A 26,448-nucleotide genomic window follows, 5' to 3' on the forward strand; every position below is an offset into this window, starting at 1 on the left:
ATTTACAAACTAAAAAAATGCTAAAGTTTTCTTCTGTAAAATCATTTTGTCATAGTTCATATTCGTTCTAAGTGTGATTAACATCCTTTATTACATTTATCCAATTAAATTTTTGCTCGATAATTCTTGTTTTTTCTTCTTGTATGAATTTTAAATATGCAGCAGCGACCGGCGAAAATTTCTTACCCTTTAGCCATATTAAATTCCAGTTTGACTGAAGTGGTAATCCTTTTACAGGGATTATTTGTAAATCACGATTATTAAGTTCATTTTTGATTCCAATTAAGGGCATAATTGAGCATCCAAGTCCGGCCAGAACCGCTTGTTTAATAGCTTCATTACTAGTGAGTACCATTTTTTTTGACACTGTTAATTGATTGTTTTCAATGAATTTTTCCATTACGAATCTTGTCCCTGACCCTTCTTCCCGATAGATAATTGATAGGGTTTCGACAATATTTTGATCTTGGATTCCTGTTGTTGTTTTTTGGTCACTATTAGCAATAAGATATAGCGAATTTGGCATTAACTCAACTTTTTCAATTTGTATAGAATCTGGCAATACAGATACTAAAGAGAAATCTACTTCATTTCTTTCTAAACTTTTCAGGACTTTTATTTTATTTGTTACATCCAAAATTAATTCTACACCCTGATTCATTTTTAGAAAATCAGATAAAAAGTAGGGCATAACATACTTACCTGTGGATACCACAGAAATTTTCAATCTTCCCGTAAGTTGGCCCTTAAATGCCATTGTTTTATAATTGATAGCATGAACTTCATTAAGAATCTTTTCAGCTGCCATGGCAATTTCTTTTCCAAAATCAGTTACGTAGAGTTTTCTTCCGATTACCTCAGTTAATGGAACATCAAATTGATCTTGGAGATTTCTTAATTGAATAGATACTGCGGGTTGTGTAAGATGAAGTTCTGCTGCAGCCTTTGTAATACTTTCGTTTTGTGCTATTTTTAAGAATACCTGTAACTGATGGAGTGTGTAATTCATAAATTATTTTAATGTATATCATTACAAATATAAATAAAAATTTATGAATAGCCCAATATACCTTTGTCAGAAAAAAAGTAAACCATAAACAGATGTAAAGAATAACAATCGCAAAAGGAGACGGAATAGGTCCTGAAATCATGGATGCTACTCTAAAAACTATTAAAGCAGCGGGTGCGCAGGTTGAATTTGATGAAAAAGTTTATTTAAAAGCAAGACTTCTGGAATTGATTCAGAAAAAAAATAATAGAGGAGGGGTATTCCTAACGCGCTCCATTAAGTAAAAATAAAAAAACTAATCCCTATGATAAATAAAAAAATAAAAATTAGTTTACTCCTTGCGGTGATTTGGCTAATTGTTGGAATACTATTGACAATCCTAGAACCTAACAATTTATTTTTCACACTGTTTCTAGGTTTAGGAATATTTTTCACGACCTATACATTACAAAAAAACAAAATTTTATTATAAAGCAATATGAAAAAAGAATATCAATTTAAGTTGGTTGAAGGGGAGTTTTCACCATCAGAAGCAGGAAAAGTACTGTTTTCTTTGATAAACAGTAAGATTAACTATCATAATTTAGAAATATTTAGCAATCAGATTCGGTTCAATAAAGAGAATCCGCATTCAAAAATAAGGCAGGAGACACTTTTAGATGCATCAGCGTACATTAAGGAGCTTATAAAGGAAGCGGCAGTAAAGGATATGGATTTGCAAATTGAAGGTGTTATTCAAGTAGTGCTTAAACCCAAAAATAAGGATTAAGCAATGTTTGAAGGCCGACGAATATTGATTGCAACTAAGCATCAAAAAGAACAAGTGATCGCTCCGATTCTGGAGGAAGGACTAGGAGTACGGTGCTTTGTACCTGAAAACTATGACACGGATTTTTTTGGAACTTTTTCCGGAGAAATAGATCGAAAAGATACAGCACTGGAAACCGTAAGGGCAAAGTGTCTAGCGGCTATGGTACAATTTGATTGTGATCTGGGAGTTGCCAGCGAAGGTTCTTTTGGTTCACATCCTTCTATTTTTTTTGCACAAGCAGACGACGAATTTTTAATTTTTATCGATAAAAAAAATGATTTGGAAATAGTGGTCCGCGAACTAAGTCTGAATACTAATTTTTACGCAGAAAACATCCTCAATACAGAAATGCTCTTGGATTTTGCAAATAAAGTACAGTTCCCGTCACATGCCATACTATTGAGAACCAAGCCTGATGACATCACAGGACTAGTTAAAGGAATTACCACAAACAGTCATTTGGAGGATTCGTTCCAGCTTTTAATGCGTGTTCATGGAAGTGTTTATGCTGAAACCGATATGCGTGCACTTTACAATCCCACACGAATGGGTGTCATCAAAATTGCTGCACAAAAATTATTAGACGCGATAAAAAGCGAATGTCCCAGTTGTAAAACTCCCGGTTTTAGTGTGACTGATGCGAAACAAGGCTTGCCTTGTTCCTGGTGTTCAGCGCCCACTCGCTCAACATTGAGTTTTATTTACAGTTGTAAAAAGTGTTCTTTTAGTTCCGAAAAAATGCATCCCCATCAAAAAACAACAGAAGAACCAGGATTCTGCGATTTCTGTAACCCTTAATATATGAGTATAATTAGTAATTCGATTCCAAAAGCTGTTGCACTTTTAAATCAAGATCAAATTATAGGTATTCCTACTGAAACGGTTTATGGATTAGCAGGGAATATCTATAGTCCAAAAGCCATCGAGCGTATTTTTACGATGAAACAAAGACCATTTTTTAATCCGTTAATTGTTCATATAAAATCCGCAACTGTGCTTTCTGAAATAGCGAGAGACATTCCTGAAAAAGCGGCCTTGTTAGCGGAAGCTTTGTGGCCGGGACCTTTAACTTTGGTTTTAAAAAAGCAAATTGGCATTCCGGATTTGGTTACCGCTGGTAAGGATACCGTTGCGGTCAGAGTTCCAAACCACCCAGAAACCTTAGCCCTGCTTAATGAGTTAGCCTATCCTTTAGCGGCTCCAAGTGCTAATCCGTTTGGCTCTATCAGCCCCACTACGGCAACACATGTCGCCGACTATTTTGCAGAGGAGCTACTAATGGTTTTGGATGGGGGAGCTTGTCAAAGAGGAATAGAATCAACTATCATAGGATTTGAAAATGGAGAACCTATTTTATACCGTCTTGGTTCTTTGTCCGTAGAGGATATTGAAGCAGTTGTGGGGCCGGTGAAAATGATTACCCATGATAATATCGCTCCAGTGGCACCAGGTATGCTTTCTAAGCATTATGCACCCTTAACGACAACTTTTTTGACAGCCGATGTGAAGAAGAAGCTGATAACGTTTCCAGATCAAAAAATTGGAGTTATCGTATTCCAAAACGAGGTAAATGATCCCAAAATTGTACAACAAGAAGTTTTATCCCCGACAGGAAATTTAGCAGAAGCAGCTTCACAACTGTATGCCGCTTTGCATCGGTTGGATAATTCCCATCTCGATTGCATTATAGCCGAACGATTTCCAGATTTTGGTTTGGGCAAAACTATAAATGACCGGTTAAAAAGAGCTACTCAAAAATAAAATATGGATGTCATAATAAGAAATGCGAAAGTTGTCAACGAGGGACAGATACTTGAATTAGATGTACTCATATCGCAAGAAAGGATTGAAAGAATAGCACCTCCTGGGCTGTTAGATCCTCAAAAAAAATACAAGGAGATTGACGCAACCGGACTTTACCTATTGCCCGGCGTGATTGATGATCAAGTTCATTTTAGAGATCCTGGATTAACTCATAAAGGTTCTATTTTCACGGAATCTGTGGCGGCTGTGGCGGGTGGTATTACTTCATTTATGGATATGCCAAACACGATTCCAAATACGCTTACTCAGGAATTATTAGAAGAGAAGTACCGGATGGCAGCTGAGAAATCAGTAGCTAATTATTCTTTTTTCATGGGGATTTCTAAAAACAATTTAGAGCAAGCTTTAAAAACAGATACTGAAAATGTATGTGGGATTACGGATGACGGCCTTTATTTTAACAATGATGACGGTATTTTAGCCAATTATCCCGAATTTTTAGAACAACTTTTTTCAAGAACGGATACGCTTGTCGCCTTGCACAGCGAAGATGACGCAATTATAAAAGCGAATACTCAGAAGTTTCAACTTCAATATGGGGATGATATTCCTTTTTTTTATCATTCGCTAATCCGGGATACGCAAGCTTGCTTAAGTGCTACTGAACGCGTATTGAAAATTGCTGAAAAACACAATACTCGCTTACATTTATTTCACATTTCAACTTTGGCGGAAGCCAAATTATTCGGTAATCATATACCAATCAGAGAAAAACGAATCACAGCTGAAGCTTGTGTGCATCATCTTTGGTTTTCAGATGCCGATTATGATAGGCTGGGCTCCAAAATTAAATGGAATCCCTCTATAAAAACAGATTACGATAGAAAAGGTTTAATGCAATCACTACTAAATAATTCCATTGATATAATTGCTACGGATCATGCTCCACATACTATTGCGGAAAAAGCAGGTAATTATTTTCAGGCACATTCAGGCGGACCTTTGGTACAACACGCCCTTTTAGCAATCTTAGAACTATTTCATCGCGGTGAAATTCCTTTAGAGAAAATAGTGGAAAAAATGAGCCATAATGTAGCCGAAATATATCGAATCAAAGAACGGGGCTACATCCGTGAGGGCTATTTTGCAGATTTGGTATTAGTCGATTTAAATAATGAACAGGAAATAACGACTAATTCTCTGTTGTATAAATGCGAGTGGTCTCCTTTTTTAGGGCAAGTTTTTAAAAGCAGCATCATTTCTACTTTTGTCAATGGAACTTTAGTCTATGAAAAAGGATTTGTCCAGACGGATGTTAGAGGGAAAAGATTACAGTTTGAAAGGATTCGATAATCCAAAAACAAAAAATAATTTTAAATATAATCAAATATGAATTTCAGTTTATTGTTCGATAATTTAACCAATCCAGCCCTATTGTTTTTTGTGTTAGGAATTATAGCGGTCTATGTCAAAAGTGACTTAGAAATTCCTGAAAACACCTCTAAATTCATATCATTATACCTTCTTTTTTCCATTGGTTTTAAAGGCGGACAAGAATTGGCTCACAGTCATTTTACTACGGATATACTTTGGTCGATACTCTTTGGTGTGTTGATTGCAGGATTAATTCCCCTCTACACTTTTTTTATTTTGAAGAGGAAGTTTAGTATTGAGAATTCTGGGGCTATAGCTGCCGCTTATGGTTCGGTGAGTGCGGTGACTTTTGTGACAGCCGTTTCTTTTTTAGAAATTCAAAACTACAGTTTTAGTGGTCACATGGTCGCTGTGATGGCACTTATGGAAGCTCCTGCGATTATTATAGGAGTGATTTTAATACGGTTATTCAGTAAAGAAGGTGTTCAAAAGACCAAGATGAGTACTATCATTAAACATTCGTTTACCAATGGAAGTGTACTTTTGATTCTGGGGAGTTTAGTTATTGGTTTTTTAGCAAGTGATCAGCAGGCATTGGGAATTAAGCCCTTTACGACAGATATTTTCAAAGGGTTTTTGGCTTTGTTTTTATTGGATATGGGAATTGTAAGTGGCCGAAAATTAAATGATTTTTTTAAAAGTGGCTGGTTCAGCGTATTTTTTGCAGTTGTTTTTCCGCTCATCAATGGTTGTATCGTCGCTTTTTTAAGTCAATTTATTACAGATGATGTTGGGAACCGTTTTATTTTTGCAGTCTTAGCGGCAAGCGCTTCCTACATTGCAGTTCCGGCAGCCATGAAAATTGCAGTACCAAAGGCGAATCCAGGAATCTTTTTGCCCATGGCTTTAGCAGTGACGTTTCCTTTTAACATTACTTTTGGAATGCCCATTTATTTCTCAATTGTATTGTGTCACCTTTAAATAGTTGCTTTGTCTAAATGAGTAGAATATATAGATTGCTTCATAAACTATGTTAATAAAGTGAATTAGTATAATTGTTGGTATTTGAAACAAAAAAACCTGCAAGTTTAAGCTTGTAGGTTTAATTTATAAATATTTATTTATGAGAATGTATACAAATGGAACGCTCGCGCTACTTGAGTATGCATAGTCATTATTTCACGATGATTAAAAAGATTCAACAATAAAAAAATAAAACAATACCCATATTATTATAAAAAATAGTCCAAGGTATACGTTATTTAAATTTTTATGTAAGTCTTTTTTAATTATTAGTCGGTATAAAATCCAACCTATAAAAGCGATTACTAAACCTATTGCCATTACAACTCTTGACATAATTTATTTGTTTTAAATGATGTGATTAATTCCTGCGTATCCGTATTAGAATTGATGTTTATTTACTACTTAGAATGTTCACGAGCGGGACGCCCGAGCTAAATGTCATTAAGTTAAGGAATAATCCCCATGATTTTGTCATTCCGACGAAGGAGGAATGGCAACAAACGTGAGCAACAAACAGAGATTCCTCCTTCGTCGGAATGACAAATATACTCTTAACTAATGACATTCCGCTCGCGCTAGCCTGTGGAGCCGTCTACTCGATTGTGCGTAGTTTATTTTTTATTCAGTTGTGTTTTCGGTTATCCATTGAATTAAGTCTGAACTTACTTTTGAGTTTTTATAAAACCAATCTGTACTTTGTATTCTGAAAAATCTCCAACCTGCTCTTTCTAAAATCAGTTGTCTGTTTATATCTTCTTGAATTTTCACAATGCCTGAATGATAAGTGAAACCGTCACATTCAATTGCTATTTTTTTATTGTTTATAATAAGTCCAAAGTCTATACAATATTTTCCGACTTCAAATTGAGGATATAGATAATCTCCTAATCCATTATTGTAAAGTAATTTGCAAACGCTTTTTTCAAAGTCGCCTGAATTCGCATCTGTCTTATTTAATAGTGATTGTAGATTTTTTGTCGAAGTAGGTTTGTTCGTTTGATTTTGAATATTAACGTAATAGTCAATTAACTTTTTTCTATAACAATCTTGGTTCATAATGCCAACTGCATCAGGATGAATGCTATGAATTACAACAGATTTTTCTTTTGCTCTACTTGCAGCAACATTGAAAATTCGCATATATTCTTCGGTTGTTGCAGCTCTTGGTGGTTTAATCTCAAAACGATTTTCTTTTTCAACAATGCTATGACTGGCTGTAATTGTCATATACATAATATCTCTTTCATCGCCTTGAAATTCTCTTGATGTACCAATTAATAATTCAAGTTTGTCTTCAAATTGTTTTATTAGTTCGTTCTGTGATATTTGACGAATAAGTTGATTTTGGTGTTTTATATTACTGCTGTCTAAAGTCAATATTCCAATTGACGGCAATCTCTTAATTTGCTGTGCTTGAAACTGATTAATGTAATTTTCGATTTCGTCAATTACTTTTTGTACAATTAATGGTTTGTATTCATCGTCTAAATTATCTTCGACATAATGAATTTCTATTGGTTCTCCGAAAGTTTTTTCAGTCGCTGTTTTTAGGGGAACAATATCAGAATTATAGACGTACTTGTTTGAATAACCAATTATTTCGGGTAAACATCTAAAATGTTCCGTAAGTGTTACAATGTTTGGATAAATAACTCCACTGATTGTGTAAATACTGTTGTTTTTATTGTTTACGTCAAACTGTGTTTTAAATCTATGTGATATTAAATATTTGTCAAGTAGTTCATTTGTTCTATCAATAGTAAATAGACTTCTGTCTGCAACTACAGAAGTTTGATTTTCATCGCCTACTATTAAACATTTTTTACAACGAAAAACTAAATTCAAACTGCTTATATCACATTGACTTGCTTCATCAATAATCAATAAGTCAAATTGTTCAGGTGAAGCATCAGGAAAAAATGTAACTGCTGTATCTTGTGGCATAATCCAAATAGGAACTGCACCTTTTGCTACTTGCATATTTGTTATTGCTGATGCAATATTTCTTGCTGTATTTTTTCCGTAACCTTTGCCAATATTAATTAAGTCATTTAACCAAGCATTTAAAGCCGCTTTTTGTGTATCACTAACTTTTTTTGATTTATGATACCAAGTTTTGTATGATATTGTTTCTGCTGTTTGTTTTTCAATACTTCGTTTCAAAGTTTGAAGATTGGCTAAAAGTTTTTCCGAACCATTGGTTTGTGATGTTACAAAAGTTAGAAAATCATTTAGTTTTAAATTGAAAATATCCAATTCAATTATTTTTTTATCAATCGTGTATTGGTCATCAATTAAACATTTATTTTTTACAAACAATGCTGTTTGAGGTAGCGTTTTACTAATTTCGTTTAAGAGTTTTTCAAACGCTAATGATTGACTTTGTTTTTCTCTACACTTTCTATATTCGTCTAAATAGAGTTCGTAACTTGACCTGTCCGTATTTTCAATTGCGTCTGCAATTTTATAAATTACAGGATGTGGTTTTGAATGAGTAATTAATTTCTGTTTGGTTTCTTGTAAAAAGGTTGAGATTGAAACAAATTCAGCATAATAATTCACATTCTTGATGTAGCTAATTTTTTCTGTTAAATCGTCAGATGTGATTGAAACTTGTGGTAAATTTCTTGTTTTTAATTGCGAATTAAATTCAATTATTTCTTTTGCAAATTCTACTGTAAAATCAAGTTCTTTTAATGTTTCTTGAATATTATTTTGCTTCGTAATACCAAAGCTATTTAGGTATTTATTAAAAGTTATAGAAAGTTGTTTTAAACATTTTAATCTGTTTATCTCGATTTCTAATATTTTGAATTGGTCAATTTCAGTTACTGGATTGAAATTCAGCTTACACTCAAAAAAACGTTTTAATGGTTTTTCTAATGTGCTTTTAGTAAACCAATTAAGTGTTTTGTTTTGACCAAATTTTACAATTATTTGATTTATTTGTTGATGTAAAATGTCAGCGTCAGTATCTTGAACTACTGACAAATCAACTTCGTAAGACAAAAGTTTATTATTTGCAACTTCGATCTGTTTTCTTAACCCATCATTTTCATTTATGATATTAACTAATACATCAAGCCTAAAATTAGTATGCTTATAAACCTGTTCAGCAATTAAGTTTATTTTGAATTCTCTAAAAATATTTTCATAATTAAGAATAATATTTTTTAGATTTTCGTCTATTGAATTTGTTGGAATGTTTGTGTAATCTAATGGATTAATTTTTTCATTAATTTCCTTTAGCTTAATATCATATTTCCTAATCTCATTTAAGTCAATAAAAGCATTATCATTTAAAAACTGAAAGTTTATTAAATCAAAATCATCTCTTTTAAGATTGTCTCCAATTGCTACTAAATCAACTAATTTTTCTGCAATGCCATTTGTTTCAGTTTCGTAAGAAACTGTATCTTTTAATAATTGATTTTCGTAATTTGTTTGTTCAAAATGGTAAACAGCCCAATCGTAAGCTGATTTATTTTCAAGCTCATTTGTTATTGGGTTGAAAATCTTAAGCGTTAAAGTGTTTGCTTGAACTGCATTGTAAATTTGATTTAACGTGTTTGCGTAATTACTTTCTAAATTAGTTAATTGCCGTTCTAATTCTGTAGCTTTTGTCTCTTCATATCTCTGTGCCAAATTTCTAATAATAGCATTGACAGAGCCTTTTAAACTTTCATTTCCTTTGCCTTCATTTACTAACGAAACAGCAAGTTCTTGAATTCCAATTGGCAATTTATCTTTTAATACGCTTAATGCTTTTGCATTATGTGAAACTACAAGTATAGATTTTCCTTGTGCAACAAAGTGAGAAATTAGGTTTGCAATTGTATGACTTTTACCTGTTCCTGGTGGTCCTTTTACAGTTACTGCATCTTGCTCGTTTAATCGTTTTGCAATTTCAAATTGTTCTTCATTGTAAGGTAATGGAAACAAGGAACGATGTTTTACTTCTCCAAAATCTGCTGATTGAGATTTACTTTCATTATTTTGAAATTGGTTTGTGTTTGATTGTGTTTCTATTTCAATTTCTAAACCATCTATTGAAAATAGTTTTTTGAAAAAATCTGGAATTAGTTGAAGATTTCCACTTGCTTGTAATTCATTTATTTTGTTGATTATATTATTTGCATCTTTTGAAATAGCAAGTTTACTTTCAACAATTTTAGTTTGAATTATTGGCGAAAAACTAAAAGTTAATTGATTTTCAATTGGTGTTTTTTGAAAAGAGTAATTTAATGTTTCTTCATTGAAAAAGGCATATTGTTTTTTTGCAAAAACGCTTAATATTTCTAAACCTTTGTCAAAATATTCAGTTCTTATAAAATCACTTTCAAAAATAAATTCACGTTGCTGTGAATTGAAATTATCAATATTTAGTAAAACATCTTTTTTGCGTTCTTCAATTATTAATTGATTTTCATTTTGAAAATGATTGTCTAATAACTCCACAAAAAATTGTTCACAAAATATTTTACTTGAAAAAGTGTCAAACTCTAATTTGAATTCTTGGCTTTTAAGAGTTAGTTTTAATGGAACATTAAAAAGAAAATTTTTATAATCTTGGTTTCCAATTTTTCCACAAACTAAACCAAATGATATATAAATTCTTTTGTTGTCTTTTCCTTTTAATTCGTAATGTAGTGTATGTAAGGCATCGTAAATTCGATTTGTCTTAAAAGGCAGTTCAAATTTTTGATAGTATTCTGAAAATTCTTTTTGAAAGTTTTTTGCTATTTTTAATATTGAAGGATTGTCTACAAGAACTATTCTAACTTTAAGTTCTGCTTTTTGTATAATTTTGTTGTCTTTTACATCTATCCAGTCAATTAAAGATTTTGGTAATACATCGAACAAAGTCGTTAATCTTTGTTCCTTGTATTTTTCTAAATCATTTATTCTTTGGGTTGATTGTTCAAATTTCTCAACTGTTTCAATTTCTTGTTTAATTGTAAGTATTGGAATTTCGTTACTTTTATTAATTTCAATCCAATTTTCAAGTTCTTTTGGCTGTTTGGGTTCGTCAGGTATTGCAATTCTTCTTAACTTTAGTAAAAAGTCAAGTGGATTTAGATTGTTGTTAATCGCTAAACTAAATTCTGGAATGTTTTTCTGTTCGCATTTTTTAGCAAGTGTCAAAAGTTCTCCAACTTCCCAAAAGTTTACATTCTTTGACTTCGGATTGTTTTTGTCTTTTTCAAAGTCAAAACAAGTGTCCGATGAATTGTACAAGTCCCTTATGTAGTAAAATAGATTTTGTAATGGCGTCATACTTTTTTCTCTGAATGTCAGTTATTGTTGGTCGTCTAGGTTAAATTGCACATAACCTTGTATGTATGCGCTACAAAATAGCGCATATACACCCAAAATTGGATAGATTGTCGCTGTTAAATAGCGGTTTGCCTACAAATATATATATAATCCTTTACAAATTATGAATTGGTTATTCCTTTTGTTAAACGAATTTATAACCCTAAAACATCCTAAATAGCCCCGATAGTAGAGAAAATCCTTTGCTGTGGCGGTAGCCAAAAGCAAAGATTGTAGCGCATAGCGGGACGAAAGTGATTTTGAAAAACTATCGTTCTGCTCCAAAAAAAAACCTGCAAGTCCCGATACTTCGGGGTCGCTTGCAGGTTTACTCTAATAATCTAACGATCTAAAAGTCTAATAATCTTATTTAATCATCTCAAAACTTCTTTTCACGAAAGCGGTTAATGCTTCTCCTTTTAATAGGTTTTGGGATAACTTGGCTAAGTCAAGTGCTTGTTTTACCAAACTTTCCTGAGCGTCTTTGTCTTTGTTGTTCAGGATGCTAGTGGCTAATTCAGAGTTAGTATTTACGACCAAATTGTACATTTCCGGCATATTTCCCATTCCGAACATTCCACCACCGCCTGACTGGCTCATTTCTTTCATTCTACGCATAAATTCCGGTTGCGTGATGATAAATGGCGAAGCATTACTGTCTAAAGCTTCCAGTTGAACAGAATAGGTTTGTTTAGGAACGATAGCTTCTAGTACTGTTTTTAAGTTGGTTTGTTCTTCCTCAGATAATTTAGAAATTGTAGTTTCCTCTTTCTTGATTAAATTATCAATATGATCTGAATCCACACGTACGAAAGTCATGTTGCTGTTATCGCCTTCAATTTTTTGAATTAAATGCGAGATAATTGGAGAGTCAAGCAATAAAACTTCATATCCTTTGTCTTTTGCAATTTCGATATACGAGTGTTGCGCTTCTTTATTCCCAGCGTATAAAACCACTAATTTTCCGTCTTTGTCCGTTTGATTCGCCGCAAGATTTTCTTTTAATTCTTCTAAAGTAAAATATTTACCGTCAACTGTTGGGTACAAAACAAATGCACCTGCTTTTTCGTAGAATTTATCTTCAGAAAGCATTCCGTACTCTAAAACGATTTTAATGTCGTTCCATTTTTGTTCAAAATCTTCACGGTTTTCAGTGAATAACGACTTTAATTTATCGGCAACTTTACGCGTGATGTAATTCGAGATTTTCTTCACTGCAGCATCGGCTTGCAATCCAGAACGAGATACGTTCAATGGAATGTCCGGTGAATCCACAACACCTTTCAGCATCATTAAAAACTCAGGAACAATTCCTTCCACATTATCCGTTACGTACACTTGATTTTGGTACAATTGGATTTTGTCTTTCTGAATTTGTAAGTCAGAACCTAATTTTGGGAAATACAAAATACCGGTTAAGTTGAATGGATAATCTACATTTAAATGAATGTGAAATAAAGGTTCTTCAAATTGCATTGGATACAATTCATGGTAGAAATTCTTGTAATCTTCCGCAGATAATTCCGTTGGTTGTTTCGTCCAAGCCGGATTTGGGTTGTTGATGATGTTGTCTACTTCAACTTCCGTAAAAGTTTTGTCTTTATCTTCTTCAGCAACTTCTTCACCCTTTTTTTGCTCTATTTTTTCTGTTTTAGTTCCAAATTTAATTGGAATCGGCATGAACTTATTGTACTTGTTCAACAGTTCTTTGATTTTGTATTCTTCCAAAAATTCCAAAGAATCTTCGGCGATATGCAAAATGATTTCTGTACCACGAGAAGTTTTGTCAGCTGGTTCTAATGTAAATTCTGGGCTTCCATCGCAAGTCCAGTGTGCAGCAGGTTCATCTTTGAACGATTTCGTGATGATTTCCACTTTTTCGGCAACCATAAAAGCAGAATAAAAACCAAGACCAAAATGTCCAATAATTCCAGAATCTTTAGCAGAATCTTTGTATTTGTCCAAAAACTCCTCAGCTCCAGAAAACGCTACTTGGTTGATGTATTTCTCTACTTCATCAGCCGTCATTCCCAAACCTTGGTCAATGATGTGTAGTTTTTTACCTTCCTTATCGATTTTCACCTCGATAATTGGGTTTCCGTATTCTACTTTGGCTTCGCCAATGCTGGTTAAATGCTTTAATTTAAGTGTGGCATCTGTTCCATTCGAAATCAATTCACGTAAGAAAATTTCGTGATCGCTGTATAAGAATTTCTTGATTAAGGGAAAGATGTTTTCTACCGAAACATTAATTTTACCTGTTGTCATATTTTGAATTTTTTGGTTTATTTTGATAGTTATAATTCTTTCAAATGTAATACCAATTATAATGAAAGTGACAAATTGTCGCAAGCGTTAATTATGATATAAAATAATTTAATTCTGAAACAAACGTGTTTAATTGCTTCGTATATTTGTGTAAGTATTAATTCATTAAATTTAAGAAAATGAAAAAAGTTATTTTATTATGCACATTAGCAGTTCTGATGTTTGCATGTAAGTCAACGTCAGCAACAAGCACAAACACCGATAGAAAATCTCAGGTTGCCATGAAAGGTAATTGGGTAATTAGTTCTGTAACGTATCCAGGTTCACAATATGTAAAAGTAAATTCTTTTCAATTAGCGGATTCAGAATGTTTCGTAGGAAGTAATTGGAAATTTGTTTCGAATAATAATAAAGGAACTATGGCTTTAACAAAAGCGAATTGTATGGCATTTAGCTCGCCAATTACATGGTTTGTCAATAACGATGGGCAATTTGTATTAAAAGTACTTAATGCTGGAGAAAAAGCTAGAAAAGTGAAAGAAGGTTATATTTTATATGTAGCCAACCAAACAGAATCGTCTTTTCAATTGATTGATAAAATTGACGTAGCAGGAAAAATGACTGATGTTGTGTATCAGTTTCAAAAAGTTAATTAATAAGTAAAAAATACAAATATGAAAAAGATTTCAATAGTTGCAATAGCAACAATAATGGTTATGGGTTCTATGTTCACAAGTTGTGAGGCAATAAAAAACACTAACAACACACAAAAAGGTGCTGGTATTGGTGCAGTTGCCGGAGCAGTACTTGGTGGAGTTCTTGGAAACAACCTTGGAAAAGGTGGAAAAGGAGCTATGGGAGCTGTATTAGGTGGAGTAGTTGGTGGAGTTGCCGGTGGAGTTATTGGTAATAAAATGGACAAACAAGCAAGAGAAATTGATGCTGTTCTTCCGGGAGCTGAAGTAGTTCGTATTGGAGAAGGAATCAAATTAGTTTTGAATGAAAATGCTGTACGTTTTGATACTAACAAATCATCATTGACTGCTAGTGCAAAAGCAAATTTAGATAAGTTAGTTCCAGTTTTCGCGGAATATCCGGATACTGATATTACTATTTACGGGTATACAGACAGTACAGGTCCAGCTGATTATAACTTAAAACTTTCTGGAGAAAGAGCAGCTGCTGTTAGAAATTATTTAGCCAGCAAAGGAGTGTCTTCAAGTAGATTTCAAGTTACTGGTTTAGGAATTGCTGATCCAATTGCTTCTAATGAAACAGTTGATGGTAGAAGTCAAAACCGTCGTGTTGAATTTGCTATCACTGCAAATGAAAAAATGATTAAAGATGCAGAAGCTGAAGTGAAAAACTAAGCAAAAAACACTATAAAAACAAGGGCTGTTTCGTCAAGAAGCAGCCCTTTTTTGTGCATAAATTTGAATTAAACATCGTAAATTTGCACTCTTAAATACAGATGATGCTAGAGATAAAAGACATATCCTTTACTTACATTGATGAACCCGTCATTGAAAATGTTAGTTTCACAATTTCCAAAGGCCAAAACACCGCTATTATAGGCGAAAGCGGTTGCGGCAAAAGTACGTTACTTAAACTGATATACGGATTATATAATTTGAATAGCGGAGCAATTACCTATAATAAAAAACCCATTTTGGGTCCTAAATACAATCTGGTTCCAGGAGAAGATTACATTAAATATTTAGCACAGGATTTCGATTTGATGCCCTACATAACTGTAGAAGAAAATGTAGGTAAGTACTTGTCCAATATGTATCCTGAACAAAAGAAAGCCCGCGTTCAAGAGTTATTGGATATGGTCGAAATGACTACTTACGCAAAAGTAAAAGCGAAATTCTTAAGTGGCGGACAGCAGCAGCGAGTGGCTTTGGCAAGAGTATTGGCTTTGGAACCCGAAATTATTTTGCTCGACGAACCGTTCAGTCAAATTGATTCTTTCAGGAAGAATTCATTGCGCCGTAATTTGTTTCGATATTTAAAAGACAAAGGGGTAACCTGTATTATTGCCACGCATGACAGCACCGATGCGTTGTCTTTTTCTGATGAAACCATTGTGGTCCAAAACGGAAAAGTAGTGGCCAAAGGGGATTCCAAATCCTTGTATGAAAACCCAGCAAATAAATACATTGCGTCTCTTTTTGGGGAAGTAAACGAATTGAAATTATCGCAGTTAATAGATTTGGAGGATGATGAAGATGCCTTACTTTTGCTGTATCCACATCAATTAAAAGTGGTGGACAATGCCTTGATGAAAGCTGTTGTGAAACAATGTTATTTTAAAGGAAGTCATTATTTAGTTAAAGCAGCTTTTGAAAGAAGAGCGATTTTCTTTGAGCATGATTCGGAATTAGAACCTAATCAGGAAGTGTTCTTGATGTTATCGTAAAAATAGAAAACCCCGAAATCAATATGATTTCGGGGTTTTACTTTTAGGTCAAGTTGGAATTAATTCTTCAAATATTTTTCTAAGAATTGATCTTGTTCCCAAAGCAAATGTAAAATATTCTCTTTGGCTACATAACCGTGTGCTTCTTTTGGAAAAATCACCATTCTTGCCGGAGCGCCTAAACCTTTCAAAGCTTGAAAATAGCGTTCGGTTTGCAAAGTAAATGTTCCCGGATTGTTATCGGCTTCACCGTGTACTAATAGCATTGGCGTTTTCATTTTATCCGCATTCATGAAAGGAGACATCGTATTGTATACTTCAGGAGTTTCCCAGTAGTTGCGTTGTTCCATTTGGAAACCAAAAGGAGTCAGCGTTCTGTTGTACGCACCACTTCTAGCAATTCCGCAAGCGAAAAGATTAGAATGCGTTAATAAATTAGCGGTCATAAAAGCACCATAAGAGTGACCACCAACTGCTACTTTTTTTCTGTTGATGTATCCCAAAGCATCTACGGCATTTATCGCTGCTTCTGCATTGTCTACTAATTGCGTTATGAAATTATCATTCGGCTCCGTTGTTCCTTCGCCAATGATAGGAAAAGCAGCATCATCAAGAACAACATACCCTTTAGTGACCCAATAGACAAACGATCCATAACTAGGAAACGTGAATTCATTCGGGTTTTGTGTGCTTTGTCCCGCTGAATTTTTGTCTTTGTATTCTGCTGGATATGCCCAAATCAACAATGGCATTTTCTCTTTTTTTACCTTGTCATAACCTACAGGTAAATACAAGGTTCCAGATAATTCAACACCATCTTTACGTTTGTATTTAATCACTTCCTTACTCACGTTTTTGATATTTTCAAAAGGATTTTTGAATGCTGTAATCGGCGTCAGTTTATTTTTTTGTTTGATGTTTCTTAGGTAATAATTCGGATATTCATTTTTAGACTGGATTTGGACTAAAACTGTTCCTTTTTTGAAGTCTTCAATCTCCAAAATATCTTCCTTTTTATCTGTATAGGCTGAAGTGTACAAACGTTTTGCTTGTAAGGTGTTCAAATTAAATTCACTGATAAAAGGGAATTGACCGTTCTTAGTAAAACCATCGCCAAGTAAATACGCATTGTTATTTTCAACAGCTAAAACATATCTGTTGTATTCATTTTTTCTAGTTTCAAAATTTCCTGGATCTGCATATACATCTTGAGAATTTCTGTCAAAAATTACTTTTGGAGCCTGACTTGGATTCGAAGGATTGATAATATATGTTTTGGTATTACGGGTATCGTACCATTCATCTGAAACAATGGCAACATTGTCATTACCCCAAATCATACGGTCGTAACGTTGAGGTGTTTTTACCAATGAAGTGGCTGCTATGTCAAATGGTGCGTTCCAAAGAAAAACTTCATCTCTGAATTCCACTTTGTTTGCAGGATCTCCGCCATCCAAAGCTTCAGCATACGCTAATGTTGCAGGCTTGTCTGCTCTCCAGTTCATGTTTCTTTTTCCTTTTCGAACCGCCATAAAACCTTTAGGGATAATTTCAGTAAGCGGCACTTCATTGACCACTTTTACTTCGTTTCCGGCTTTGTCATACACCACAGATTTGGATGGAAATCGACTCAATGGTACGATATATGAAAATGGTTTTTGAATCGTAGTTAGCATGATATAATTCCCATCTGGTGAGAAACTTTCTCCAGCATACATATCAGCTTTTTTGAACAAAGTAGCCGTTCCGTTGAGGTTTACTTTGTATAGTTCAGAAGTCATGATGTTTTCAAAATTGATTTCATCATTCTTGTTTTTCAACATATCCGGATAGGTTCTGTTTTGGGATTTCGCACCATCAGCATTCGAAATTATTGGACCGGTTGGCAAATCTTTTTTGGCATCTAAAAGTGCTGCTCTGTTTTTTGGTAACATTTTCACCAAAATCGTTTCGTTGTCATTCATCCAACTGAACGGACTTCCAATATTAGCATTCACTGTCGCTTCTGTTAATTTTGTGGCTTTCGCCGAAGCAACATCGATAACCCAAAGTTCAACACCAGAGGCCGTGGTGTGCGAGAACGAGATTTTTTTATCATTTGGTGACCAAGCGATAGTACTGATACGAGGATTCATTGGCAAACCTGCAACCTGTACTTCGTTTTTATCTTTTATTTTACGTAATTTCAGGTTGTTCACATACGTAACTGTACTTGAAATATTCGTAATTGGATTAATTCGCAATCCGCCCAAACGCAATTCATCTTGGTTTAAATCGTCTAGTGATTTATAAGTATTTCTATACGTCAATAGCATGTATTCTTTTTTGGTATCCATTGAAACCGATGGCGCTCTTTCATAATCAGCCAATTCCAAAATGGATTGAGATGGTTTTTGATAGCTTAAGTTTTCTTGAGCAAAAGTGGTTAAGCTTAGTCCTAGAAATAAAAAAAATGGAATTTTTAACTTCATAATTTGAATGATTTTAAATTAGTGTTGGCTGTGTCAATAATTAGTCTAAAATAATTCAATGTTGTTACATTTGGAAATAAAAAACTCTTTTTAACTTTTGCATTGGTTTGAGTTTGTGTTCTTGTAGTTTTATTTTCATTTGTGTTCTGTCATAATTTTATGACTGATGATAGCTGTAAAGGTCTACAAAAGGCATAAAACTTGTAAATTGCTAAAAAAGTGGTAATTTGTCGGCTCATATTTTCAAGTATGTTTTAAATTTGACTCTTATTTTAATAAAATAACAATTATATGTATCATTCAAAAATAGCAGGATTGGGTTATTATGTTCCCGAAAACGTAGTGACTAATGACGATTTATCCAAAATTATAGACACCAATGACGAGTGGATTCAGGAAAGAACAGGGATTCAGGAACGAAGACACATTATAAAAGGAGAGGACACAACCACCTCTATGGGTGTAAAGGCGGCTAAAATTGCGATAGAGCGTTCTGGTGTTGCTAAAGAAGATATCGATTTTATAGTTTTTGCGACATTAAGTCCTGATTATTATTTCCCTGGACCAGGAGTTTTAGTACAGCGTGATTTGGGTTTAAGAACTGTTGGCGCATTAGATGTAAGAAATCAATGTTCTGGATTTATTTACGCTTTGTCAGTAGCAGATCAGTACATAAAAACTGGAATGTATAAAAACATATTGGTTATTGGATCTGAGGTTCATTCTACCGGATTGGACATGACGACCCGTGGACGTGGCGTTTCGGTAATTTTTGGAGATGGGGCAGGAGCAGCTGTTTTGAGCAGAGAAGAAGATTTGTCTAAAGGGATTTTATCTACACATTTACATTCTGAAGGGCAACATGCCGAAGAACTAATTGTAAAAGCTCCGGGAATGGGAGGCCGTTGGCTAACAGATATTTTAGCAGATAATGATCCGGATGACGAAAGTTACTTCCCGTATATGAACGGACAATTTGTATTTAAAAATGCTGTGGTTCGTTTCAGCGAAGTAATCAATGAAGGATTGCAGGCAAATAATTTACAGGTTTCCGATATTGATATGTTGATTCCACATCAGGCAAATCTGAGAATTTCTCAGTTTATCCAAAAGAAATTCAACTTGACAGATGATCAGGTGTATAATAACATTCAAAAATACGGAAATACTACTGCAGCTTCTATTCCAATTGCATTGACTGAAGCATGGGAACAAGGCAAAATAAAATCAGGAGATACTGTTGTTTTGGCAGCATTTGGAAGTGGTTTTACTTGGGGAAGCGCAATTATTAAATGGTAAAATAATTCTCTAGATTTAAAAAAGTATTTTAAAATCAAAAAACCCGGAGTTGGCATACTCCGGGTTTTTCTTTTGGTAACTAACTATTAAAACTAATTTTTATTGAGGCATTTTATTTTTTTTGTTTAAAACAATCCTCCGCCATCTTGTTTGGTATTGTTATCTCTTTGTTTGCGTTGTAAGTTTTTGTTTTTCCCTGCGCCAAAGATGTAGTTGAAACCAAGATAAAGGGATTGGCTTTCCCAAGTAAACTGACCGACTTGCGGATATGGATTTTGTCCGTCAAAACCGGCTTTCATCGTATTAAAAATATCATTGAAACGAACACTTAAGGTGGCTTTGTCTTTTAAAAATGAATAACGTCCACCGGTATCAATTTTATACATTTCTTTACCGTTAAATTGTACACCATCAACTCCGGAACGATAAAATCCAAATAAAAGGAAACGAAGGCTTTTAGTGGCTTTGAAATTACTATTGAAACGGGCGTTGAAAGCTGATGCAGTTACTTCTTTGGAAACCAAATCAAATGTATTGGTGGTTGAATTAAGTACTGAAACCAATCCTTTCTGGTTAATACTAGAAAAATCTATTGCTGGCTGTATGTCCCACCAACTATTGATTTTGTAGTTTAAAAGGCCTCAAAACCATAGGCTGTATTATTGTCAAAGTTGTCAAAACTCATGATTTGTTGGTCCTGATTTTGTGGATCTGGATAGAGAATTCTGTTGATTTCATTATAAATACTTCTTACAAAAAGACCAGTACTGAATGATCCTTTAGCAATTGTTTTAGTATAATTTAATTCAATAGACGTGGTGAATTGTGGGTCTAATTCAGGATTTCCAATGGAGGTTATTCTAGGTGTGCTGAATTCTCTGATAGGTTTGGTTTGGTCTAAACTAGGTCTGTCTACACGGCGGCTTAAACTGATTTGGAACTGATTTTTATCCGTAGGAGAATAAGTCATCGAAGCTGAAGGATACACGGTGAAATAATCATCTTTGTAAGCGGTAGCACCGTTTAACATTGCGTTTACCTTGTAACTTTCAAAACGGGCGCCTAATTGATATCCTATTTTTTTAAATTTTTGTCCAAATGTAGCGTAAGCAGAATAGATATCTAAATCATAGCTGTAATCAGAATTTGATAACGCACTGCTGTTAGTCCTGTAATTGTTTTCTGTTCGTATAATTCTGCTTTCAGCACCCAACTCTAGATTAGTCTTGTCATTCAACGGATTCACATAGTCTAAATTGACGGTTGAATTTTTTCTTTTATCACCCAGATTATCAGTATAGGAACTGCGGGGGATATTAGGGTTGTTGAAAGTAGTTAGGAAACTAGCGTCTTGATTTTCAGAATAGATGCTGTGATTTATTTCTAAATCCAGTGTTTCACCCTCTTTTTTTGTAAGATGTTTGAAAGCTACATTGTAAGTACCGTCCGTATTATCTGAAAAGTATTTAGAATTTAATAGTAAATTTTGCGTTGCATCTGGATTTACAATATTCACATCCACTATACCATCTCCAACAAATATGTTTTGATTCGTGTAGGCAGAAATAGTGTTTTTGTCATTGATGTAATAATCCATTCCAATTTTGAACAAATGAGATTTGTTGTCATTCACAATATCGAACATTTGATTGGAGTTGTCGTCAAGTCTTGAAATTCGCCCTTCATTGAATCTTTTGCCAAAATTATTTCCATAAGTGGAGAAAAAGTTCACTTTACCGGTTCTATAGTTCATGTTAAGGGAATTGCTAATCTTTGGTGTTTGTGCAAAAGTCAGACCTGTATTGATGCTGGCATTAAATCCGTCATTGGCATTTTTATGTAAAACAATGTTTATGATTCCAGACATTCCTTCCGGATTGTATTTGGCACTTGGATTAGTGATTAATTCAATTTTTTTAATGGAAGTTGATGGGATTTGTTTCAACAACTGAGACGCATCAATATTACTTGGACGTCCATCTACCAGAACACGTACGTTTTCGTTACCGCGTAATGATAATTTCCCATCTTGATCTATATTTACAGAAGGAATATTATTCATGATTTCGGATGCTGTTGCGCCTGCGGTGGTCAGATCTTTTCCTACATTGATTACTTTTCTGTCAATTTTTTGTTCAATTGTGGAGCGTTCAGCAATTATATTTACGCCCTTTAATTCAATGGCATCTTCTTCGATAGCAATCGTGTTCAGATTTGCGTTTTTTGCTTCGTTTGTCAGTGAAATTGCTTTAGTAATGGTCTTATATCCCATAAACTGGATTTCAACAATGTAATCTTTTAAGGCTAAATTTTTTATTTGAAAAGTTCCTTTATCAGATGTGATTTCACCAGTAATAACTTTGTTGTTTTCTTTTACCACAATATTCACATACGGTAAAGGTTCATTGGTTTTTTTGTCAGTGATCTTTCCAGAAATAATTCCTGTGTTTTCCAGAATCGTCGGTTTGACGGAAGTTTGTGCCTGCATCGAAAACAACGTTCCGATAAAACAGATTAAGATTAATTTAAGTTTCATGATTGATTTGATTTAATTGATTGATGAAGCAAATGTATTGTTTTACATAATACTATGTTAAACATAATACATTTTTTAATAATATTTAACATTTTTTAACAAATACGAAATTGTAAAATTTACTTAATAGACTTCTAAACAAGGATTTTGTTACATCATTTTTTCAAAAAAATATTGATTTATACCTTACACTAGGTTAAAAGCTTCATTTTTAGGTGCAAATTATCTTGTTTTCCAATTTTCAAATTACTGCAATATGACTATCTTTGCCCCCTTAAAACCAATACACGAAATGACATTACAACAGATTCTTACGCCCTCTATTGAAAAAGCTGTAAAAGCTTTATTTGACATTACTATTGAAAAAGTTGAATTTCAAACCACACGGAAGGAATTTGAAGGAGATATCACGATGGTTATTTTTCCCTTGTTGAAAGTTGTTAAAAGTAATCCTGTAGAATTGGGAAATAAAATAGGGAACTATTTAGTTGAAAATTTAGTTGAGGTTAATCGTTTTAATGTAGTTTCCGGATTTTTGAATATTGTTATTTCAGATGATTATTATTTGGATTTCTTCGGAGAAATAAAAGATGATGTTAAATTTGGTTTCGTTACTCCAAATCCAGAAGATAAAGCGGTAATGGTAGAATATTCTTCGCCAAATACCAATAAACCTTTGCATTTAGGTCACGTGCGTAATAACCTTTTGGGATATGCAGTAGCCGAAATTATCAAAGCTTCGGGTAAGAAAGTGTATAAAACTCAAATCATTAATGATAGAGGAATCCATATTTGCAAATCAATGTTGGCTTGGCAAAAATTCGGAAACGGACAAACGCCGGAATCAACAGGTTTAAAAGGAGATAAACTAGTTGGAAATTATTATGTTACTTTTGATAAAGCATACAAAGAAGAAATAGCGCAATTAATTAGTGCGGGCAAAACAGAAGAAGAAGCCAAAAAACAAGCGCCAATCATTCTCGAAGCACAGGAAATGTTGCTAAAATGGGAAGCTGGAGATGAAGCCGTTATTACGCTTTGGAAAACTATGAATCAATGGGTTTATGATGGTTTTGCAAAAACCTATAAAAATCTCGGTGTTGATTTCGATTGTTTTTATTACGAAAGTAACACGTATTTATTAGGGAAAGATGTCGTTCAGATTGGTTTGGACAGAGGTGTTTTCGAAAAAGATCCTGACGGTTCGGTTTGGATAGATTTGACGGAAGAAGGTCTAGACCGTAAAATAGTATTGCGTTCAGACGGCACTGCGGTTTACATGACACAAGATATTGGAACAGCGATTCAGCGTGTGAAGGACTATTCAGATGTAGGCGGAATGGTGTATACCGTAGGAAATGAGCAAGATTATCATTTTAAAGTGTTGTTTCTTATCTTAAAAAAATTAGGTTTTGACTGGTCTAAAAATCTATTTCATTTGTCTTACGGAATGGTGGATTTACCTTCGGGAAAAATGAAAAGCCGTGAAGGAACAGTAGTTGATGCCGATGATTTGATGCAGGAAATGACAGATACCGCACAGAAAATAGCCGAAGATTTAGGGAAATTAGACTCTTATTCTGCTGAAGAAAAAGCAAAATTATACAGCACGATAGGCTTAGGCGCTTTGAAATATTATATTTTGAAAGTAGATCCTAAAAAGCGAATCCTATTCAATCCGGAAGAATCGGTAGATTTTGCAGGAAATACAGGACCGTTTATTCAATATACATACGCCAGAATTCAATCTATTATTCGTAAAGCAAATTTTGACTTTTCGAATAAGACAAAAACGACGACGTTGCATGAAAAAGAGAAAGAATTGGTTAAGCAATTAGAGTTGTTTCCTGAAGTTATCCAAAATGCAGCACAGCATCACAGTCCTGCTTTGCTGGCAAATTTCACTTATGATTTGGTTCGTGAATATAATTCATTCTATCAGGCGGTTCCTATTTTGGGCGAAGAAAATTTAGAAAAGAAAATTTTCAGAGTTCAATTGTCTAAAAAAGTAGCCGATACAATTGCAGCCTCCTTTAGATTGTTGGGAATTAGTGTTCCTGAAAGAATGTAAATAAAGTTGATTTTAATACGAAAAATATAATATTTTTAGTAATTTTAAACGAAATTATTAATGTATTATGAAAAAAATAGTGCTTTTCCCGTTTGTGCTTTGTGTTTTTTTGCTAAACATTGCAGGTACATGTTGCGATGATGACGCAATAGTATCAAATACTGTAGCTAAAAGTCCGGAAAGTATACTGGCGACTTTAAATCAGGGAACTTGGAAAGTCACTTATTTTTTGGATACTAAAACAAATAAATCGAGTTCTTTTTCAGGCTATAATTTTACTTTTGGACCAAATGATATTTTAATGGCAGATAATTCCAATGTAGATTACAGCGGAAAATGGACAATCACAAAATCAGATATCGCGGATGATAATCCAAATAATGATATCGATTTTGCTATTTCGTTTTCAAATCCTTTAGCTTTTGTCGCATTATCTGAGGAATGGGATGTTGTTGAAATCACTACTACACAAATAAGATTAAGAGCTTTAAAGAATGGTAATGCTGAAATGAATTATTTGACATTTGAAAAGAATTAGTTTATTTTAAGTTAAATCAGCAAATACAACTTCGAAACAGTCTAAAAAGGCTGTTTTTTTTATAATATTATGAATACAACTTCAAAATCAAATGCTTAAATTTGCATTTCAAAATAAATCAATACTATGTTCGATAATTTAAGCGATAAATTAGATAAAGCCTTTCATATACTTAAAGGTCACGGAAAAATCACCGAAGTAAATGTAGCCGAAACGCTAAAAGAAGTCCGTAGAGCTTTACTGGATGCGGATGTTAACTTTAAGATTGCCAAAGATTTTACCACTAAAGTAAAAGAAAAAGCGATTGGTCAGGATGTATTGACAACACTTCAACCAGGCCAATTATTGGTGAAGTTAGTAAAAGATGAATTGACGGAATTAATGGGTGGCGATGTTGCCGGAATCAATCTTTCGGGAAATCCATCGGTTATTTTGATGGCAGGTTTGCAAGGATCTGGGAAAACCACTTTCTCTGGAAAACTAGCGAATTATCTTCTTACAAAAAAGAATAAAAAACCATTATTAGTTGCCTGTGATATTTACCGTCCCGCGGCGATTCAACAATTATACGTAGTTGGAGATTCTATTGGAGTTGAGGTGTATTCAGAGCCAGAAAATAAAAATCCAGTGGAAATTGCTCAAAATGCAATCAAACATGCGAAAGCAAATGGATTCAATGTAGTGATTGTCGATACAGCGGGTCGTTTAGCTGTCGATGAGGAAATGATGAACGAGATAGAACGCGTTCATAAAGCGATTCAGCCACAAGAAACCTTATTTGTTGTGGATGCGATGACCGGTCAAGATGCTGTAAATACAGCAAAAGCCTTCAATGAAAGATTAAATTTTGATGGGGTTATCTTAACAAAATTAGATGGTGATACTCGTGGTGGAGCAGCAATTTCGATTAAATCGGTTGTTAATAAACCAATTAAGTTCGTAGGTACAGGAGAAAAGATGGACGCCATTGATGTGTTCTATCCAATTCGTATGGCCGAAAGAATCTTGGGTATGGGAGACGTTGTGTCTTTGGTAGAAAGAGCTCAAGAGCAATTTGACGAAGAAGAAGCAAGAAAGATTCAAAAGAAAATTGCCAAAAACGAATTCGGTTTTGATGATTTCCTTTCTCAAATTCAACAAGTAAAGAAAATGGGTAACATGAAAGACTTGGTTGGCATGATACCAGGTGCTTCAAAAGCCATGAAAGATGTGGAGATTGAAGACGATGCATTCAAACATATCGAAGCTATTATACACTCGATGACTCCAATAGAAAGAAGTAAGCCGGCTTTGATTGATGTAAAAAGAAAAGCAAGAATTGCAAAAGGTTCCGGAACCAAAATCGAGCAAGTCAACCAATTGATGAAGCAATTTGACCAAATGAGCAAGATGATGAAAATGATGCAGGGTCCAGGAGGGAAAAACCTAATGAAAATGATGGGCGGTATGAAAGGCGGAATGCCAGGAATGAAATAAAATGAGTAAAAAGCCGAAAGTCTTAAAGTTGTAATGATTTTAAGACTTTCGGCTTTAATATATTAAA

19 protein-coding genes are annotated in these 26,448 nt (G+C 33.9%); 13 read left to right on the top strand and 6 right to left on the bottom strand.

Going from position 1 to position 26,448, the window contains the following annotated elements; genetic code table 11:
- Positions 1 to 67: 67 nt before the first annotated feature.
- Positions 68 to 1,009 (bottom strand): LysR family transcriptional regulator, encoded by a 942-nt coding sequence (locus AC0J6S_RS08215; protein WP_474956246.1) that lies wholly within the window; start codon positions 1,007 to 1,009, stop codon positions 68 to 70.
- A 140-nt stretch (positions 1,010 to 1,149) separates the two neighbouring features.
- Here AC0J6S_RS08215 and AC0J6S_RS08220 point away from each other — a divergent pair, with 140 nt between their 5' ends.
- From AC0J6S_RS08220 to AC0J6S_RS08245, 6 genes are all read left to right on the top strand, one after another.
- Positions 1,150 to 1,293 carry a hypothetical protein gene (locus AC0J6S_RS08220; RefSeq protein WP_474956247.1) on the top strand — a complete coding sequence of 48 codons (144 nt, stop codon included), beginning with the start codon at positions 1,150 to 1,152 and terminating at the stop codon, positions 1,291 to 1,293.
- A gap of 194 nt (positions 1,294 to 1,487) precedes the next feature.
- Complete coding sequence (locus tag AC0J6S_RS08225) at positions 1,488 to 1,778, top strand: hypothetical protein (protein ID WP_474956248.1); 291 nt, start codon at positions 1,488 to 1,490, stop codon at positions 1,776 to 1,778.
- 3 nt (positions 1,779 to 1,781) lie between these two features.
- On the top strand, positions 1,782 to 2,618 hold the full coding sequence (locus AC0J6S_RS08230; RefSeq protein ID WP_474956249.1) for a DUF6671 family protein: 837 nt from the start codon (positions 1,782 to 1,784) through the stop codon (positions 2,616 to 2,618).
- Between the two features lie 3 nt (positions 2,619 to 2,621).
- On the top strand, positions 2,622 to 3,581 hold the full coding sequence (locus AC0J6S_RS08235) for an L-threonylcarbamoyladenylate synthase (RefSeq protein WP_474956250.1): 960 nt from the start codon (positions 2,622 to 2,624) through the stop codon (positions 3,579 to 3,581).
- 3 nt (positions 3,582 to 3,584) lie between these two features.
- A complete protein-coding gene (locus tag AC0J6S_RS08240) occupies positions 3,585 to 4,937 on the top strand; it encodes a dihydroorotase (protein WP_474956251.1) in 1,353 nt (450 codons plus the stop codon).
- A 36-nt stretch (positions 4,938 to 4,973) separates the two neighbouring features.
- The gene (locus AC0J6S_RS08245; RefSeq protein ID WP_474956252.1) at positions 4,974 to 5,939 is read left to right on the top strand and encodes a sodium-dependent bicarbonate transport family permease; all 966 of its coding nucleotides are present in this window, start codon (positions 4,974 to 4,976) and stop codon (positions 5,937 to 5,939) included.
- Positions 5,940 to 6,602: 663 nt separating this feature from the next.
- On the opposite strand, the gene AC0J6S_RS08250 is transcribed toward AC0J6S_RS08245, so the two are convergent.
- The gene (locus tag AC0J6S_RS08250) at positions 6,603 to 11,261 is read right to left on the bottom strand and encodes an AAA domain-containing protein (protein ID WP_474956253.1); all 4,659 of its coding nucleotides are present in this window, start codon (positions 11,259 to 11,261) and stop codon (positions 6,603 to 6,605) included.
- A gap of 405 nt (positions 11,262 to 11,666) precedes the next feature.
- Positions 11,667 to 13,568, bottom strand: a complete 1,902-nt coding sequence (gene htpG / locus AC0J6S_RS08255; RefSeq protein ID WP_395380983.1) for a molecular chaperone HtpG — start codon at positions 13,566 to 13,568, stop codon at positions 11,667 to 11,669.
- 179 nt (positions 13,569 to 13,747) lie between these two features.
- Here htpG and AC0J6S_RS08260 point away from each other — a divergent pair, with 179 nt between their 5' ends.
- The 3 genes from AC0J6S_RS08260 to AC0J6S_RS08270 all read left to right on the top strand — a co-directional run bounded on the left by AC0J6S_RS08260 (position 13,748) and on the right by AC0J6S_RS08270 (position 15,990).
- Entirely contained in the window at positions 13,748 to 14,224 is a 477-nt protein-coding gene (locus AC0J6S_RS08260) for a lipocalin family protein (RefSeq protein ID WP_474956254.1), read from the top strand.
- A gap of 18 nt (positions 14,225 to 14,242) precedes the next feature.
- A complete protein-coding gene (locus tag AC0J6S_RS08265) occupies positions 14,243 to 14,938 on the top strand; it encodes a YiaD family glycine zipper/OmpA-like lipoprotein (protein WP_474956255.1) in 696 nt (231 codons plus the stop codon).
- A gap of 104 nt (positions 14,939 to 15,042) precedes the next feature.
- Positions 15,043 to 15,990, top strand: coding sequence for an ABC transporter ATP-binding protein (locus AC0J6S_RS08270; protein WP_474956342.1), 948 nt, complete (start codon positions 15,043 to 15,045; stop codon positions 15,988 to 15,990).
- A gap of 59 nt (positions 15,991 to 16,049) precedes the next feature.
- Here the strand turns inward: AC0J6S_RS08270 and AC0J6S_RS08275 are convergent, their stop codons facing one another.
- Positions 16,050 to 18,461, bottom strand: a complete 2,412-nt coding sequence (locus AC0J6S_RS08275) for a S9 family peptidase (RefSeq protein WP_474956256.1) — start codon at positions 18,459 to 18,461, stop codon at positions 16,050 to 16,052.
- Between the two features lie 291 nt (positions 18,462 to 18,752).
- Between AC0J6S_RS08275 and AC0J6S_RS08280 the strand changes: the two genes are divergently transcribed.
- Positions 18,753 to 19,760 (top strand): 3-oxoacyl-ACP synthase III family protein, encoded by a 1,008-nt coding sequence (locus AC0J6S_RS08280; protein WP_474956257.1) that lies wholly within the window; start codon positions 18,753 to 18,755, stop codon positions 19,758 to 19,760.
- Positions 19,761 to 19,885: 125 nt separating this feature from the next.
- On the opposite strand, the gene AC0J6S_RS08285 is transcribed toward AC0J6S_RS08280, so the two are convergent.
- Positions 19,886 to 20,383: an outer membrane beta-barrel protein gene (locus AC0J6S_RS08285; protein ID WP_474956343.1), complete on the bottom strand. Its 498-nt coding sequence runs from the start codon at positions 20,381 to 20,383 to the stop codon at positions 19,886 to 19,888.
- Between the two features lie 8 nt (positions 20,384 to 20,391).
- A complete protein-coding gene (locus AC0J6S_RS08290) occupies positions 20,392 to 22,296 on the bottom strand; it encodes a TonB-dependent receptor domain-containing protein (protein WP_474956258.1) in 1,905 nt (634 codons plus the stop codon).
- Positions 22,297 to 22,588: 292 nt separating this feature from the next.
- Between AC0J6S_RS08290 and argS the strand changes: the two genes are divergently transcribed.
- The 3 genes from argS (at position 22,589) to ffh (ending at position 26,381) form a co-directional block, all read left to right on the top strand.
- Complete coding sequence (argS, locus tag AC0J6S_RS08295; RefSeq protein WP_474956344.1) at positions 22,589 to 24,367, top strand: arginine--tRNA ligase; 1,779 nt, start codon at positions 22,589 to 22,591, stop codon at positions 24,365 to 24,367.
- A gap of 67 nt (positions 24,368 to 24,434) precedes the next feature.
- Positions 24,435 to 24,905 carry a hypothetical protein gene (locus AC0J6S_RS08300; RefSeq protein ID WP_474956259.1) on the top strand — a complete coding sequence of 157 codons (471 nt, stop codon included), beginning with the start codon at positions 24,435 to 24,437 and terminating at the stop codon, positions 24,903 to 24,905.
- A 126-nt stretch (positions 24,906 to 25,031) separates the two neighbouring features.
- The gene (ffh, locus tag AC0J6S_RS08305; RefSeq protein WP_091171727.1) at positions 25,032 to 26,381 is read left to right on the top strand and encodes a signal recognition particle protein; all 1,350 of its coding nucleotides are present in this window, start codon (positions 25,032 to 25,034) and stop codon (positions 26,379 to 26,381) included.
- Positions 26,382 to 26,448 lie beyond the last annotated feature (67 nt).

The organism is Flavobacterium sp. TS_SC_5 (assembly GCF_056156265.1).